The sequence below is a fragment of the Alteromonas sp. ABH4_457 genome (genome assembly GCF_056160625.1).
In genome coordinates this window covers 95,481-111,554 of sequence record NZ_JBSWXN010000009.1, presented here as the reverse complement: position 1 = coordinate 111,554, position 16,074 = coordinate 95,481, and the positions used below count along the sequence as shown (strand labels likewise).

Genomic DNA, 16,074 nt, shown 5'->3' with positions numbered 1-16,074 from the left:
TAATAATTCAGAGCTGGATCTGCTCAGAGTTGTTATCCCGACAGACGCTATTACAATACGCGCACAATTAATAAAGGAAAAACTACTATGGTTATCAAGCCTAAAGTCAGAGGCTTCATCTGTACAAATGCGCACCCGGCAGGCTGTGCAGCTTCCGTAGCTGAGCAAATTGAATACGTTCGCCAGCAGGGCGTTGCGGGTGAAGGCCCGAAAAATGTTTTAGTGATCGGTTGTTCAACAGGGTACGGTCTGGCATCGCGGATCACTTCCGCTTTTGGCTATGGTGCTAAAACCTTAGGTGTTTGTTTCGAAAAAGAGCCGTCTGAGCGTAAAACAGCTACTGCTGGCTGGTATAACACTGCGGCTTTTCATCAGCAGGCAGAGAGTAACGGACTGTACGCGAAAACCTTAAACGGCGATGCGTTCTCTGACGAGATGAAGGCGCAGGTGATTGAGCAAATTAAGGCAGACCTGGGTTCTGTGGATCTTGTTATTTACTCACTGGCATCTCCCCGCCGTACTGATCCCGTTTCAGGCGAAACCTATAAGTCTACGCTGAAGCCTGTTGGTCAGGCGTATACCACTAAAACCTACGACACAGATAAAGACAAAGTTCATGATGTGACGTTAGAGCCTGCCAACGATGAAGAAATTCACAACACCATCAAAGTGATGGGGGGCGAAGACTGGGAACGCTGGATGGATTTCCTGGGCGAAGCCGGTGTTCTGGCTGAAGGCTGTAAGACCACTGCCTATACGTATATCGGTAAAGAACTTACCTGGCCGATATATGGTCAGGCGACTATCGGTAAAGCCAAAGAAGACCTTGATCGCGCAGCCGCTGCGATTATTGGCAAGCACACAGAAAAACTGGTTGAAGCAAATGTATCTTCACTGAAAGCGCTGGTCACCCAGGCCAGTTCTGCTATTCCTGTGATGCCTCTGTATATCTCTCTGATCTACAAAGTGATGAAAGAAGAAGGTACCCACGAAGGCTGTATCGAACAAATCGCCGGCTTGTTCAGCGAGTGCTTGTACAGCGACAGCCCGACACTGGACGAAGCGAACCGTTACCGCATGGACGGGAAAGAAACCAATGATGCAACACAGGCGAAAATTAAAGCGCTGTGGGATCAGGTAACGCAGGAAAACTTCCATGAGTTAAGCGATTATGCCGGTTATCATCATGAGTTCCTGAAACTGTTCGGCTTTGACATTGACGGTGTTGATTACGACGCCGATGTGGATCCGCTGGTGAAGTGGTAATTCATTAATATTTTGCAGAAGCCGTCGTGACAGACGGCTTTTTTGTACATTTTTTAATGTATCTGCAAAGTGTGTTTTGACAATGTGGATGAAATTTGTGCAATAAGGGTTAACACGCAGTAATTAGGCGTTAAGTCTTAGTCAGTTTCGAAAAACTTTGTGGTAAACTTTCGCCGCCAATCCCAACCAGTGACTTATGTCATGGCATTACAATGTGTGACCCCGTTAAGCGTCAGACCAAAGATAGACTACACTAGAAGAGTTTTGGCTGAGGCGGATGTAACGATTACATAGCGAAAAACACACAGTGGTTATATTAAAAATTAACAAAAATTGTGGATAATCCATTATTTGCATAGCCTAAAGTGCTGCGATAATGCTAAAATCCCGTAGTTAAGTAGAGGGTATTTATATCCCTGCTTCCGGCTCACGCTTCAGTACCGCACCGGCAATAGCATGTGTGCAGGTTTCAGCTGATGTCCGGCCCTATAAAAATATAACGATAATATCCCGGCACGTATCGAGGTTTGCAACGCCGCAAGGTGAGTGCATGAACGCTGCAACGGAAAATCAATAAATAGTTTAGGTGACGGATACCTAATTTAGTAAGTGCGCTTCTGCATGCAGGCAGCGGATGCTGCAGTCATGCATAAGGGTTCTTCTATTAGAGTAGTGCGATTACGTATGATAAAAATCAAGAAAGGTCTCGACCTCCCTATTAAGGGAGCGCCGCAACAGCAAATCTCCGATGGATCTGCTGTCACGCGCGTTGCCGTTCTGGGAGAAGAATATGTTGGCATGCGTCCTACCATGCATGTCCAGGTTGGTGACAAAGTGGCTAAAGGCCAGATTCTTTTTGAAGACAAAAAGAATCCGGGCGTTAAGTTTACTGCACCAGCTGCGGGCGAAGTGGTAGAGGTAAACCGTGGTGCTAAACGTGTTCTTCAATCTGTAGTAGTGAAAATCGAAGGTAACGAAGCTGTTACTTTTGAGAAAATTGCTGCAGACCAGATCGCAAACGCTTCTCAGGAACAACTGCAAACCTTACTGGTAGACTCCGGTCTGTGGACTGCGTTACGCACGCGTCCGTTCAGTAAAGTACCTGCTTTAGGTTCTGTACCATCCTCCATTTTTGTGAATGCAATGGATACCAACCCCCTTGCTGCAGATCCTGCGGCAATCATCGCTGAGCGCAGTGATGATTTTGTTGCCGGCCTGAAAGTGCTGAAGCAACTGAGTGGTGGCAAGGTTTACGTTTGTAAAGCCGCAGGCGCGTCAGTGTCTACCGGTGATGCGACTGTAGACGTTGCTGAGTTTGGTGGTCCGCATCCTGCAGGTCTTGCGGGAACGCACATTCATAACCTTGATCCGGTTGGCGCTAAGAAAACAGTCTGGTCTGTTAATTACCAGGATGTTCTTGCGTTTGGTGCTACCGTGACTACCGGTGAACTGGATAACCGTCGTGTTGTTTCGCTGGCAGGTCCTGCTGCGAAAAATCCTCGCCTGGTCAGAACACTTCTGGGTGCTGACATTGCAGAGCTGACAGCCGGTGAACTGGTTGACGGTGAAGTACGTACAGTGTCAGGTTCTGTCCTGAACGGTACTACAGCGCAAGGTGTTCACGGTTTCTTAGGCCGTTATCACTTACAGGTTTCTGCGTTAAAAGAAGGTCGTGAGAAGAAATTCCTCGGCTGGATCACGCCGGGTTCTGATAAGCACTCTGTAACCCGTGCTTATTTGGGTCACCTGTCGTCGAAAGATTACGACATGACAACCACCACTAATGGTTCAGAGCGTTCAATGGTACCAATCGGTAACTATGAGCGTGTTATGCCATTAGATATTCTTCCTACACTGTTGTTACGTGATTTGATTGCGGGCGATACGGACAGTGCTCAGGCAATGGGTTGCCTTGAATTGGACGAAGAAGATTTAGCTCTGTGTACTTACGTGTGCCCGGGCAAATACAGCTACGGTCCAATCCTGCGCAGTTGTTTAACCACCATTGAGAAAGAGGGTTAAGTCATGGGTTTGAAAGCGTATCTGGAAAAAATCGAGCCGGATTTTGAACCGGGTGGTAAGTATGAAAAGTGGTATGCGCTGTATGAAGCAGCGGCAACGATTTTTTATACTCCCGGTAAAGTAAACAAAGCCGGTACTCATGTTCGTGACAGCATCGACCTGAAACGTATTATGATCATGGTATGGATGGCAACATTCCCGGCCATGTTCTTCGGTATGTACAACATCGGTTTGCAAGCGCAAGACGCGCTGGGTGCCGGTGCAACTGTACCAGACAGCTGGCAGGCAGCTATTTTCACTGCATTAGGTGGTGATTTGGCCAGTGCCGGCGGGTTAGGCCTGTTCTTCTACGGTGCCTGCTTCTGGTTACCAATCTACGCAGTAACGTTCGCAGTAGGTGGTTTCTGGGAAGTCCTTTTTGCATCAGTTCGTAAGCACGAAGTTAACGAAGGTTTCTTTGTTACTTCTGTTCTGTTCGCACTGACACTGCCCGCAACGATTCCATTATGGCAAGTTGCTCTGGGTATTACTTTTGGTGTTGTTATCGCTAAAGAAGTCTTTGGTGGTACTGGCCGTAACTTCCTTAACCCTGCACTGTCTGGCCGTGCTTTCTTATACTTTGCGTACCCTGCACAAATTTCAGGTGACCAGGTATGGGTAGCAGCCGATGGTTTCTCAGGTGCTACATCTTTAAGCCAGGCGGCTTCCGGTAACTTAGATTACAGCAACATGGATCAGTGGATGAACAGCTTCATCGGAACCATTTCAGGTTCTGCGGGTGAAGTATCTGCACTGGCTATCATGATTGGTGGTCTGTTCATCATGTATATGCGAATTGCAAGCTGGCGTATTGTTGCCGGTGTTGCAGTAGGTGTAGCCTTCTTTGCTACTCTGCTTAACATGATTGGCAGCGACACGAACCCGATGTTTGCAATGCCTGCTCACTGGCACTTCGTTGTAGGTGGTCTCGCCTTTGGTATGTTCTTCATGGCAACTGACCCTGTATCAGCGTCGTTTACCAATAAAGGTAAGTGGGCATACGGTATCTTCATTGGTTTCATGACGGTACTGATCCGCGTCCTCAACCCTGCCTTCCCTGAAGGTGTAATGTTGGCCATTCTGTTTGCCAACCTGTGGGCGCCACTGTTCGACTATTTCGTCGCGCAAAGCAATATCAAGCGGAGGGTAGCTCGTGTCGGCTAAGAAAGAATCTTTAGGAAAAACAGTTGGCGTAGTAGTTGCCGTCTGTCTGGTTTGTTCAATTGTTGTGTCGGGTGCGGCTGTTGGCCTGCGTTCACTGCAACAAACAAACGCCCAATTGGATAAGCAAACAAACATTCTTACTGCTGCAGGTCTGTACGAGACTGGCATGAGCAACGACACCATCAATGCAAAATTTGATGAGTTTGTTGAGCGCCGTTTTGTCGACTTAGACTCTGGTGAATTCACTGAAATGCCTTCACCTGATTTCGACATGTACAAAGCTGCAAAAGTAACTGAGACAAGCACGAAAGTGGTAAACAGCAATGTTGGCTTCCAACGTCGTCCTAATGTTGCCAGTGTCTATCTGGTGCACAATGACGCCGGTGAAGTTACCCGCGTGATCCTGCCGGTACACGGTAGCGGTCTGTGGGATCTGATGTATGGTTTCCTGGCAGTTGATGCCGACGGTGAAACTGTGAAAGAACTGATTTACTACCAGCAGAAAGAAACGCCGGGACTTGGCGGTGAAGTGCAAAACCCTGCATGGCAGGCAAAGTGGGATGGCAAGAAGCTATATGAAAACGGCGATGTTGCTATCGAGGTTAAGAAAAATGCTAACCCTGATAATCCTTACTCTGTAGATGCACTTTCCGGCGCAACCCTGACCAGTAATGGTGTTGAAAACACAATTCAGTACTGGGTAGGCGAGCAGGGCTTCGGTCCGTTCCTTAAGAAACAAGCATGGCGTTCATAAAGGGGTCTTATCGTGGCTGACACTAAAGAAATGAAAAAGGTCCTCTTTGGACCGATTTTAGACAACAACCCGATCGCCCTGCAGGTACTGGGTATCTGTTCTGCACTGGCGATTACAACTAAGCTGGAAACAGCTTTGGTTATGTCGCTGGCGCTGACAAGCGTTGTGGCGTTCTCTAACCTGTTTATCTCGGCAATCCGTAACCAGATTCCGTCAAGCGTACGTATCATCATTCAGATGACCATCATCGCTTCTCTGGTAATCGTGGTAGACCAAATCCTGAAGGCTTACTCTTACGAGGTATCCAAACAGCTCTCAGTATTCGTTGGTCTGATCATCACCAACTGTATCGTAATGGGTCGTGCAGAAGCGTATGCGATGAAGAGTCCTCCGCTGATGAGCTTCCTGGACGGTATTGGTAATGGTCTGGGTTACTCTTTCATTCTAATTTGTATCGGTACAGTTAAAGAGCTGTTCGGCTTCGGCACCATCCTTGGTTTCGAAATTCTGCCGCTGGTACAAAACGGTGGCTGGTATCAGGGCAATGGCCTGTTGATCCTGCCATTCAGCTCATTCTTCCTGATCGGTGGCATGGTATGGATTATTCGTACTTTCCGTCCGGAACAAGTCGAGCCTAAGGAGTAATTCGTGGAACATTATCTGTCTTTATTCGTTCGCTCGATTTTTATCGAGAACATGGCGCTGTCGTTGTTCCTGGGTATGTGTACGTTTCTGGCCGTATCTAAGAAAGTAAAAACAGCGATGGGTCTGGGTGTAGCCGTTATTGTGGTACTGGGTATCTCTGTACCGGTAAACCAGGTTATCTATGTAAACATTCTTGCTCCGGGTGCGCTCAAATGGGCCGGTTTCCCTGATGCAGACTTAAGCTTCCTGAACTTCCTGACGTTTATCGGCGTTATCGCTGCGTTAGTACAGATTCTGGAAATGGCGTTAGATAAGTTTTTCCCTGCGTTATATAACGCTCTGGGTATCTTCCTTCCGCTAATCACAGTTAACTGTGCAATCTTCGGTGGTGTGGCATTCGCGGTTCAACGTGAATATAACTTCACTGAAAGTATTGTCTACGGTGTAGGTAGTGGTATGGGCTGGGCGTTAGCTATCGTTCTGCTGGCCGCTGTTCGTGAAAAACTGAAATATGCTGATATGCCAGATGGTGTACGTGGTCTGGGCTCTGTGTTCATGATCGCAGGTCTGATGGCGTTAGGCTTCCAGTCTTTCACTGGTATCGCACTGTAATAACGCAGAGGAGCATATAAATGAGTATAGAAATGTTACTTGGCGTTGGCATGTTCATTGTCATCGTTCTGGCGCTGGTATTTATTATCATGTTTGCCAAATCTAAGTTAGTACCAAGCGGTGACGTGACCATCATGATCAACGATGATCCTGAAAAAGCGATTACCACGCAGCCTGGCGGTAAACTGCTTGGCGCACTTGCTGAAGCGGGTATTTTCGTATCATCTGCATGTGGTGGTGGTGGTTCTTGTGGTCAGTGTCGTGTAGACATCAAAGAAGGTGGTGGTGAAATTCTGCCAACCGAACTTGACCACATCACTAAGCGTGAAGCCCGTGAAGGTTGCCGTTTATCATGTCAGGTTGCTATTAAGCAGGACATGAAGATCGAACTGGAAGAAGAAATCTTTGGTGTTAAGAAGTGGGATTGTGAAGTTATTTCTAACGACAACAAAGCCACGTTCATCAAAGAGCTTAAGCTTAAAATTCCTAACGGTGAAAGCGTACCTTTCCGTGCTGGTGGTTACATTCAGATTGAAGCACCTGCTCACCACGTGAAGTACAAAGATTACGACATTCCTGAGAAGTTCCGCGGTGACTGGGAGCGCTTTGGTTTCTTCGACATCGAGTCTAAAGTCGACGAAGAAACTATCCGTGCTTACTCCATGGCGAACTACCCGGAAGAAGAAGGTATTATTATGCTGAACGTGCGTATTGCTACGCCGCCGCCTAATAACCTGACTCTGCCTGCCGGTAAAATGTCTTCGTACATCTGGAGCCTGAAAGAAGGTGATAAAGCAACGATTTCTGGTCCGTTCGGTGAGTTCTTCGCGAAAGAAACTGACGCAGAAATGGTGTTTGTTGGCGGTGGTGCAGGTATGGCACCTATGCGTTCACACATCTTCGACCAGCTTCGTCGTCTGAAAACCGATCGTAAGATCACATTCTGGTATGGTGCCCGTTCACTGCGCGAAATGTTCTACGTAGAAGATTTCGATGAGCTGGCTGCCGAGAATGAAAACTTCGAATGGCATGTTGCACTTTCTGACCCTCAACCTGAAGATAACTGGGATGGCTATACCGGCTTCATCCACAATGTCTTGCTTGAGAACTACCTGAAAGATCACCCTGCTCCTGAAGATTGTGAATTCTATATGTGTGGTCCTCCCATGATGAACGCAGCAGTTATCAACATGCTGAAAGATCTTGGGGTAGAAGACGAAAATATCCTGCTTGATGACTTTGGTGGTTAATCAGCAAACGGTATAATTGAAAAAGGGGGCATCGCCCCCTTTTTTAATAGATAAGGATAAGAAGTGATTAATCAGTATCTGCGTTTTAGTGTACTTGCTTTCGTTGTACTCTTTCTTAGTGCCTGTGGTGAGGAAGCCAAACAGGTTGTGCATTTACACGGAAATACCATGGGCACCACTTACAATGTTAAGTATGTAGTGGATGAGCGTGGTCAGGTTGATGGTCTGCAAGAGGCCATTGATGCCCGGTTAGTAGAAATTAATAAACTGATGTCGACCTATGACCCTACATCAGAATTATCCCGTTTTAACCAGAATCGTTACACCACGCCCTTTCCGTTAAGTGACGAAACGTCATTGGTGGTGACTGAAGCTATCAGGCTCGGCAAGCTAAGTCATAACGTACTGGACGTAACTGTGGGGCCGCTGGTGAATTTGTGGGGATTTGGTCCGAACAAACGTCCTGAAAAGGTGCCATCTGAAGAGCAGATTTCTGAAGTCCGAGAGTATGTCGGGCTGGATAAAATCAGTATTTCAGAACAGGGTCTGAAGAAAACGCATCCAATGGTTTATGTCGACCTGTCGACTATTGCCAAAGGCTACGGTGTAGACCAGGTTGCTGCGATTATGGAAAAGCATGATCTGCACAACTACCTGGTGGAAATCGGCGGTGAAATGCGTGTTAAAGGCGAGCGGGGGAATGGTGAGGAATGGTTAATAGCCATTGAGAAGCCGGTCTCAACGGAACGCTCGGTGCAGAAAATTGTCTCTATTGGTACGAATGCCATTGCCACCTCAGGGGATTACCGCAATTACTATGAAATGGACGGTAAGCGTTATTCTCATCTGATTGATCCCCGAACCGGTAAACCCATTACTCATAATCTGGTATCGGTAACGGTGGTGGACCCGTCATCTATGACTGCTGATGGCCTTGCCACTGCGTTCAATGTGATGGGGTGGGATGAAGCTAAAGCGCTGGCGGAGAAAGAACATCTTGCCGTTTTCTTAATTCGTCGCACAGCAGATGGCTTTGAGGAGTATGCATCTCCTGAGTTTGATACTATGGTTGAAGTTAAGAATTAGGAGACGATGATGTCTACATTTATCCTCGCGTTTGTGTTTTTTCTTGCCATGGTAATGGCAATGGCCGTGGGTTATCTGATCCAGAAGAAGTCCATTTCCGGTAGTTGCGGCGGTTTAGGCGCACTGGGTATTGAGAAAGCCTGTGATTGTCCTGAGCCGTGTGACCGTAAGAAGATGCGCCTGGAGCGTGAAGAAGCCAGACAGAAAAAAATTGCTGAGTGGAAGGATAACCAGATCCTGTAAATTTTCAGGTTTATCAGTACACATCAAGTGATGATAAAAATGGCCGGACGAATGTCCGGCCATTTTAGTTTCTACTCGTAGCTGTAACTTAACGTTACGTTGCTGTAAGTGCTGTAAGCTCTCAGGCTGATATGCCAGGTGCCGTCAGCCGGTGCAGTAAACGTGCACACCTCACTGTTGCCGTTTTTGTAAGGACGACAATCATAGGCCGATGTGGAAGGCTGGCTGCCGTATCTCACATACAGATCGGCATCACCGCTGCCGCCGGAGATTTGAATTGTCATCGTGGAAACGCCAGCCGGGATATCCCAGGTGTAGCGATCCCAGGATGACCGTGAACCTGATAATCCTGTTAATTGTCCTGATACCGGTTCAACACCCGGATCGGTCGGATCTCCACCGCCGTTACCGCTGCCATCACAACCGTTGTTATTCAGGTAGCTGTTCGCCTCCGCTACACGGACAATACCGTAACCGTACTGATTATCTCTGCCTGAACTGCCACGATCTTCTGCGGTGGCATTTAACGCGTTTCTAATCTGCGTGGCGCTGCACTGGGGATGGAAGCTCCACACCAGGGCCGCCGCACCGGCAACGTGTGGCGTGGCCATAGATGTGCCGCTCAGGGTGGCGTAGGTGCTGTCCGGATAGGTGGAGTAGACTGAACTGCCAGGGCCGGCAATTTCCACCTGTGAGTTGTACTGTGAATAGCTGGCGCGGTTTTTACCGGAATCAACTGCTGCAACAGACACTACGGCATCGTAGGAGGCAGGGTAAGACAGTGAACTGTTACCGGCGTTACCGGCTGCGGCGACCAGCAGCATGTTATCGTCTGTGAAACCCTGCATGGCAGACGCTTCTGCCGAAGACGAGCCTGAGCCCCCTAAACTCATGTTAACCACATCAGCGCCGGCATCCTGACACTGGTCGATAGCAGTGATGATGTCAGAGGCGTAAGTCCAGTCACCGTTGTCGTTGAATATTTTCACAATATGCAGGCTGGCACCGGGATAGACACCGATCACACCCTCTGAATTGTCATAGGCGGCAATCGTACCGGCAACATGTGTTCCGTGGCCGTTACCATCGTTATACCAGTTGCCCACTGCACTGTTATTGCCAATTCCGGTTACCCCGTCATTGGTGCCCGGTAAATCCGGATGACCCAGATTATAACCGGTATCAATAATACAGACTTTGCGGGCGCTGGTATCAGACTGGATTAGCTGATTCGCCTGTACCATGGTGTAGCCATATGGCGTGGACTGGGCCATTAACTCCCGCACCGGATCAGGGGCGATATCAACGTCCTTATTCTTGCGCAGGGCGTTAAGTGCTTTCTTGTTTAATGTGACGACAGCCATGCCATGGCGTTCCATCACTTTAAGTGTCTTGCCACCTGCCTGTTGTATGGCAGATTTCACTGATGCTACATCCAGCGCCTTATCACTGGCATTAATGCTGCCTTTGCCCGCCACTGCGCCTTTACCATTTTTAAAGGTGACAATGTAGCGTTCATTGCTTTCCTGTAAACGCAGATCCTGGCGCAGGTTCTTTAACTGCTCAAAGGTAAGTGGTTCAGGGGAAACACTGACCGGCCCGTTGCCGGCAGACGCTGCAGTAGCGGTTAATGTGATTAAACTTAACGATGTAGCGAGTACCGATTTGGATGGTAATGTGCGTAATATGGACATTATTTTTTTCCTGTCTTGTTGTTATCCCCTCCCGCTCTGTGGCGTGTTACTACGGGGTATTTTTACCGGGTCTGTACACATCGGTTTATCTGCTTTAGTGATGACAAAAACTGTTCCGTCAGCTTGTCATTCAGGAGAAATAAACCGGCTATGCACAAACGTTGTAAACGCTGCTTTTTTCTGCAGCTCGAAATCCATACTACTTAAGTCTATCGGGAGTTACGCATATAGCCGTATAACTATGAATGGCATTTAATACGTATAAAAAACGGGGGTATTGGTATGCCGGCCAGACATTACGGGCAGCGGAGAAACAAAAACTGACTAAAATTTAAGTTAAGAAAAAGATAAATAAAAACAGATTTATCCCGAAATCCAACTTAAATTTTGTGTAAATATGTAATCAGGAAAAAGGGACGATAGCGTATCTGGGGGCGGAGCCGGAAAGGTTTGCTATGCAATACCTTTCAGTGTCCGGTTTATCCAGCCAAGAAGGAACTTTGCCTGTGAGGGATTATGATTAACAATTTCCGCATAACGGGCGACTTTCTTGAGTGCATAGCCATGCAGAAATACTTCCGGTGGCATGTTGTTGATGGCCTTTAAGGATTTCGTACCGATGATCCCGTCAACGTACACATCAGCAACTTCCTGAGCCAGTTTCGACGCTGCAGACAGGCCGGCATTAACGGCGAAATCAAAGAGGGTTTCAGCTACACGTTGAGAATCAATAAAGTCTCCGCGGATCCGTTCCCAAAAGTGCTGCTGGTAGAACGCTGCGACATGAGGCATCAGTTGACTGTCGGGGACGCCGGCATCAAGTAGTGGCCAGCCTTCCCAGTCAGGATGAAAATTGCGGGCTATACCGGCGTAGGTAGCACCACCGCGGTCACCCTCCACACGATGAAGTGTATAGCCCCCTTCGTTATCAATCATTTTTTCAAAGGCGGGTAAAAAAGCAGCCATGACATCCTCCCTGATGAATGGTTAAATTTTACGCTTATTACCAGTTTATCTTTTCAATAAGGTTTTACAATCCTGTTGTATTAACTTTTTGCAATGTTTTGACCTTTTATTCGGTGTTGAACTTTGCACTGGCATAGTTGACATAATCCGCTAAAATGCTGTTCATATATACAGTGTGGTGGCAGAGTGCGAAAGATTATTCACGTTGATATGGATTGCTTTTACGCTGCAGTTGAAATGCGCGACAATCCGTCATTGATCAATAAGCCCATAGCGATTGGCGGCAGCGCCGATCGCCGTGGCGTGATATCAACGTGTAACTATCCGGCAAGAAAATTTGGTGTGCGCTCTGCCATGGCAACAGCCTATGCAAAGCGTTTGTGCCCTGAGCTCATTCTTGTACCCGGCAGAATGGATATGTACGTCCGCGAGAGTCAGCGTATCCGTGAAATTTTCAATGACTATACCGACCTCATCGAGCCTTTGTCTCTGGATGAGGCCTATCTGGATGTCACTCACACCACTTTGTTTAACGGCAGCGCCACACTCATAGCACAGGATATCCGCCGGCGAATTAAAGAAGAACTGAATCTGACTGCCTCGGCTGGTGTGGCATCATGCAAATTCGTGGCTAAGGTAGCCAGTGACGAAAATAAACCGGACGGGTTATGTGTGATCACACCGGATAAGCTGGATGCATTTGTCAGAAATATGTCGCTGTCAAAAATTCCCGGCGTGGGCAAAGTCACACAGCAGAAGTTGCAGCGTCTGGGCCTGACTACCTGTAATGATGTCCGGCAATATCCCTTTGAACGTCTGCAGAAAGAGCTGGGGAAATTCGGTTCAGTGCTGTGGAACCGTGCTCACGGTGTGGATGAGCGGGATGTCAATGTCAGCCGGGTAAGAAAATCAATCGGAGTGGAACGTACCTTCAGCAGCGATTTGCATACACTTGATGAATGCAAGGCGGTACTGCCTGTGTTGTGGGAGAAGATGCTGCAACGCATTGAAGGGCATTTAAAAAAGACCGGTGAGCGGAAATGTCTGATAAAATCTCAGGGCGTGAAGCTCAAGTTTCAGGACTTCCAGCAAACCACCGTTGAGCACCGTCATCACGATATCGAAGAAGCATTTTTTTATGAATTGCTGGATGAAGCGTGGCAGCGGGCCAGAGGCCGGGGTGTCAGGCTGGTGGGCATTCACATTGGATTAGCCGGCGGTTTGCCGGCAGAGCAACTGCTATTGCCACTGGAGGATGAATAATATGTCAAAGCCGGTTGTGCCCGGAACGTATCAACATTACAAAGGCAACTTTTATACTGTCATCGGTGTGGCTAAGCACTCAGAAGATGAATCGGAACTGGTGGTGTACCGGCCGGAATATGGTGAAAAAGGGCTTTGGGTCCGTCCGCTGACCATGTTCACTGAGCAGGTGGAAGTGAACGGAGAAACGGTTCCCCGCTTCAGACATATTGAAGAGCAGGACCGGGATTAATCATCCGGTAGAATAAAATCACAAAAGGGGCGCAAAGCGCCCCTTTTGAATTACTTGTATCCGCTGTTTTGGCCGTTACTGGTTGCGTTCAGCATCAAATACCTTAATTCCGGCTGTCCAGGTTTGCAGCACCCGGGTGCGCCAGATATCTTTCGGATCCACATCGAAGATATCCTGATCCACAAGAATAAAGTCAGCCCATTTCCCCGGGGTCAGCGTACCCAGACTGTCTTCCATATGTGCGGCGTAGGCAGCATCCAGCGTAAAACCTCTGAAAGCCTGCTGAACGGTCATCGCTTCGTGAGCATACCAGCCCTTTACCGGCTGGTTGTTTCTGTCCTGACGGGTAACGGCAGCATGAATACCGTAAAACGGATTGGCCAGCTCTACAGGAAAGTCTGAACCCAGCGGAATGGGGATCCCTGAATCCAGCAAAGTCTTCCACGCATATGCACCGGCCATGCGATCCTTTCCGAGGCGGTCTTCTGCCATATTCTTATCGCTGGTAGCGTGGGTGGGCTGCATGGAAGGCAGTACACCCAGCTCCGCAAACCGGGGCAGATCGTCGGGATGAATCACCTGAGCATGTTCAATACGGTTTCTGAAGTCAGCATCAGGATGTTTTTTCATTTCCTTTTCAAATTGATCCAGCGCCATACGGTTTGCGCGGTCGCCGATAGCGTGAAAGTTGAGCTGAAATCCGGCGTTCATGACTTTACTGAACAGGGGAGCCATTTCTTCAGGCTGGGTAAGCAGTAAACCTGTCTGATGGGGATCGTCGGTATAGGGAGCCAGCAAAGCCGCACCACGGCTTCCAAGTGCGCCGTCACCATAAGCTTTTACGCTGCGGATAAACAGAAAATCGTCACTGCTGCGTACCGGTCCGTTATCCAGCATGGCGTCCAGGTCCTTGTCTGTAGCACTGACCATGGCGTAAATACGTACCGGCAACGATTGTTCTGCCGCACGGGCCAGATAAAAATCGTAAACCTGATGAGGTACACCGGCGTCATGCATGGCGGTAACACCCACAGACAGTAAATGCTGACCGGCGGCATTTAACTGCTGATGGTAAAGTTCTGCGCCCGGGGCAGGCATCACCTTTTCCATCAATCCCATGGCATTATCAATCAGCACGCCAGAAGGATTACCACCGGCATCACGCATAATTTTTCCGCCCACCGGGTCTGGCGTATCACGGGTAATACCGGCCAGTTTTAATGCGGCTGAATTGGCCCAGCCTGCATGGGCATCAACTCTGGTCAGCCACACCGGGCGACGCGGGATCGCTTTATCCAGAATGCCTGCGTCCGGGAAGCTGCGGTCCGGCCACATTTCCTGATTCCAGCCACTGCCAGTGATCCAGCGCTGTTCCGGATTGGCAAATGCGTAGGCAGCAGCCAGCTTAGCCGCATCCTGCGCACTTTTACTCTCACGGACATCCACTTCCAGCAAACTGCTGCCAAGGCCAAGCAGGTGACCGTGGGCATCAATAAGACCGGGCAGTAAGACATTGTTATAGCCATCTACAACTGCATCGGCGCGGGGAGACTCCGGATCCAGTTTTTTCACTTTGCCGTTTTCTATCAGCATTGAAGAAAAGGCGATCAGCTCGCCTTCTTTATTCAGGGTATAGCCGCTGATATTATTGATTAATGTCGTGCCGGCAAGGGAGTTAAATGAGGCAGTAAGCAATACGGCGGCACTCCACCGTAATGAACGTTTAAACAATGACATGGCTTAGTCCTGCTCCTGTTCAGTTAAGTTAGGTGGCTGAAGTAAATAGTCTGTCGCCCAGATTTTTTGCATGCTCTGCTGGCTGATATTACCGCCGGTAAGTATTACCAGGGCGGTCTGGCCTTTTGGTGCTTCCAGTGCCCATGAGGTTACCGCTGCCATGCTCATGGCACTGGTGGGTTCTACATGCAGTTTCAGCAAATGTTGTAACCATTGGGTCCAGTAGGCAATCTGGATTTCATCAACTTCGTAAAAGTCATCCAGTTGCTGTAAAAGCGGGAAGGTATGCAAGCCAACTGCAGGTGTGGCCGCACCGTCTGCGAGCGTGTTTGCGGGCCCCGGTAGTGATTCAATAATACCGCTTTGCAGAGAACGCGATGCATCGTTGGCTACCTGAGGTTCTGCGCCGATGACTTTGGCATCCGGTTGCAGGGCTCTGGCAGCAAGTAAGGTGCCACTGATAAGGCCACCGCCGCCGCAAGGCGCAAATACGGCATCCACTTTACCGGCATCTTCCAGCGCTTCCATACATGCTGTGCCCTGACCGGCGATAATATCCGGATGATCAAAGGGCGGGATCCATACAGTTCCTTCTTCTTTTGCTGCTTCGGCCACCGCTGCATCGGCTTCGGGCCGCGTAGGGTACAACGCCAGTGTCGCGCCATAGCTTTTAGTCGCAGCGGCTTTTACCGCAGAGATATTTTCAGTGGAGTAAATCGTTGCCGGTATATTCTGTTGTGCAGCAGCATAAGCCACGGCCTGGGCATGGTTACCTGAACTGTTTGCCACAATGCGTGAAGGGAGAGCATTTTGCTCTGCCAGCTTGCTGATAAAGTTTGTTGCACCGCGCATTTTAAATGCGCCGGTAGTTTGCAGGCATTCTGCTTTAAACAAAATACGCTGACCCAGCCAGCGGTTTAATAATGAGGATTCCAGCAGAGGTGTGCGGCTTACTTTTCCCTTAAGCCGTAATGACGCCGCATGCACGTCATCGAAGGTGGGAAGGCGGATATCTGTCACTTTTGTTCCTTGATAGTCTTCGCTATTTCAACCTTCTACACTATCACTGTTTCTGTGATGCTGCGACTTAATAAAAGCTTC

At 48.6% G+C, this 16,074-nt stretch carries 15 protein-coding genes; 11 read left to right on the top strand and 4 right to left on the bottom strand.

Translation table 11 applies throughout. The annotated features are described in order from the left end of the window. The first annotated feature begins 87 nt into the window (after window positions 1-87). The 9 genes from fabV to nqrM all read left to right on the top strand — a co-directional run bounded on the left by fabV (window position 88) and on the right by nqrM (window position 9,081). Window positions 88-1,266 (top strand): enoyl-ACP reductase FabV, encoded by a 1,179-nt coding sequence (fabV, locus tag ACXAGR_RS22440; RefSeq protein WP_474846147.1) that lies wholly within the window; start codon window positions 88-90, stop codon window positions 1,264-1,266. A 684-nt stretch (window positions 1,267-1,950) separates the two neighbouring features. Beyond that, complete coding sequence (locus ACXAGR_RS22435; RefSeq protein ID WP_474852616.1) at window positions 1,951-3,288, top strand: Na(+)-translocating NADH-quinone reductase subunit A; 1,338 nt, start codon at window positions 1,951-1,953, stop codon at window positions 3,286-3,288. Window positions 3,289-3,291: 3 nt separating this feature from the next. Then, on the top strand, window positions 3,292-4,491 hold the full coding sequence (locus ACXAGR_RS22430; protein ID WP_119502572.1) for an NADH:ubiquinone reductase (Na(+)-transporting) subunit B: 1,200 nt from the start codon (window positions 3,292-3,294) through the stop codon (window positions 4,489-4,491). Further along, window positions 4,481-5,245, top strand: coding sequence for a Na(+)-translocating NADH-quinone reductase subunit C (locus ACXAGR_RS22425; protein ID WP_119502571.1), 765 nt, complete (start codon window positions 4,481-4,483; stop codon window positions 5,243-5,245). The genes ACXAGR_RS22430 and ACXAGR_RS22425 overlap by 11 nt, the downstream gene beginning before the upstream one ends. A 12-nt stretch (window positions 5,246-5,257) precedes the next feature. After that, entirely contained in the window at window positions 5,258-5,890 is a 633-nt protein-coding gene (locus tag ACXAGR_RS22420; protein WP_119502570.1) for an NADH:ubiquinone reductase (Na(+)-transporting) subunit D, read from the top strand. Between the two features lie 3 nt (window positions 5,891-5,893). Then, window positions 5,894-6,502: an NADH:ubiquinone reductase (Na(+)-transporting) subunit E gene (gene nqrE, locus ACXAGR_RS22415; RefSeq protein ID WP_474852614.1), complete on the top strand. Its 609-nt coding sequence runs from the start codon at window positions 5,894-5,896 to the stop codon at window positions 6,500-6,502. Window positions 6,503-6,522: 20 nt separating this feature from the next. Further along, on the top strand, window positions 6,523-7,752 hold the full coding sequence (nqrF, locus tag ACXAGR_RS22410; protein WP_474846141.1) for an NADH:ubiquinone reductase (Na(+)-transporting) subunit F: 1,230 nt from the start codon (window positions 6,523-6,525) through the stop codon (window positions 7,750-7,752). Between the two features lie 66 nt (window positions 7,753-7,818). Continuing rightward, window positions 7,819-8,838, top strand: coding sequence for an FAD:protein FMN transferase (locus ACXAGR_RS22405; RefSeq protein WP_474846305.1), 1,020 nt, complete (start codon window positions 7,819-7,821; stop codon window positions 8,836-8,838). A 9-nt stretch (window positions 8,839-8,847) separates the two neighbouring features. Then, a complete protein-coding gene (gene nqrM, locus ACXAGR_RS22400) occupies window positions 8,848-9,081 on the top strand; it encodes a (Na+)-NQR maturation NqrM (protein WP_474852668.1) in 234 nt (77 codons plus the stop codon). A 71-nt stretch (window positions 9,082-9,152) separates the two neighbouring features. Here nqrM and ACXAGR_RS22395 read toward each other — a convergent pair whose 3' ends face one another. Together ACXAGR_RS22395 and ACXAGR_RS22390 are read right to left on the bottom strand one after the other, a co-directional pair. Continuing rightward, window positions 9,153-10,775, bottom strand: a complete 1,623-nt coding sequence (locus ACXAGR_RS22395; RefSeq protein WP_474852612.1) for a S8 family serine peptidase — start codon at window positions 10,773-10,775, stop codon at window positions 9,153-9,155. Between the two features lie 453 nt (window positions 10,776-11,228). Then, window positions 11,229-11,741 (bottom strand): glycoside hydrolase family 108 protein, encoded by a 513-nt coding sequence (locus ACXAGR_RS22390; RefSeq protein WP_119502565.1) that lies wholly within the window; start codon window positions 11,739-11,741, stop codon window positions 11,229-11,231. A 186-nt stretch (window positions 11,742-11,927) separates the two neighbouring features. Here ACXAGR_RS22390 and dinB point away from each other — a divergent pair, with 186 nt between their 5' ends. Together dinB and ACXAGR_RS22380 are read left to right on the top strand one after the other, a co-directional pair. Further along, the gene (gene dinB / locus ACXAGR_RS22385) at window positions 11,928-13,004 is read left to right on the top strand and encodes a DNA polymerase IV (protein ID WP_474852610.1); all 1,077 of its coding nucleotides are present in this window, start codon (window positions 11,928-11,930) and stop codon (window positions 13,002-13,004) included. A gap of 1 nt (window position 13,005) precedes the next feature. After that, the gene (locus tag ACXAGR_RS22380; protein WP_474846134.1) at window positions 13,006-13,236 is read left to right on the top strand and encodes a DUF1653 domain-containing protein; all 231 of its coding nucleotides are present in this window, start codon (window positions 13,006-13,008) and stop codon (window positions 13,234-13,236) included. Between the two features lie 75 nt (window positions 13,237-13,311). Here ACXAGR_RS22380 and ACXAGR_RS22375 read toward each other — a convergent pair whose 3' ends face one another. Both ACXAGR_RS22375 and ACXAGR_RS22370 read right to left on the bottom strand, forming a co-directional pair. Beyond that, window positions 13,312-14,973 (bottom strand): amidohydrolase, encoded by a 1,662-nt coding sequence (locus ACXAGR_RS22375; protein ID WP_474852608.1) that lies wholly within the window; start codon window positions 14,971-14,973, stop codon window positions 13,312-13,314. A 3-nt stretch (window positions 14,974-14,976) separates the two neighbouring features. After that, entirely contained in the window at window positions 14,977-15,984 is a 1,008-nt protein-coding gene (locus ACXAGR_RS22370) for a serine/threonine dehydratase (RefSeq protein WP_474852667.1), read from the bottom strand. Window positions 15,985-16,074 lie beyond the last annotated feature (90 nt).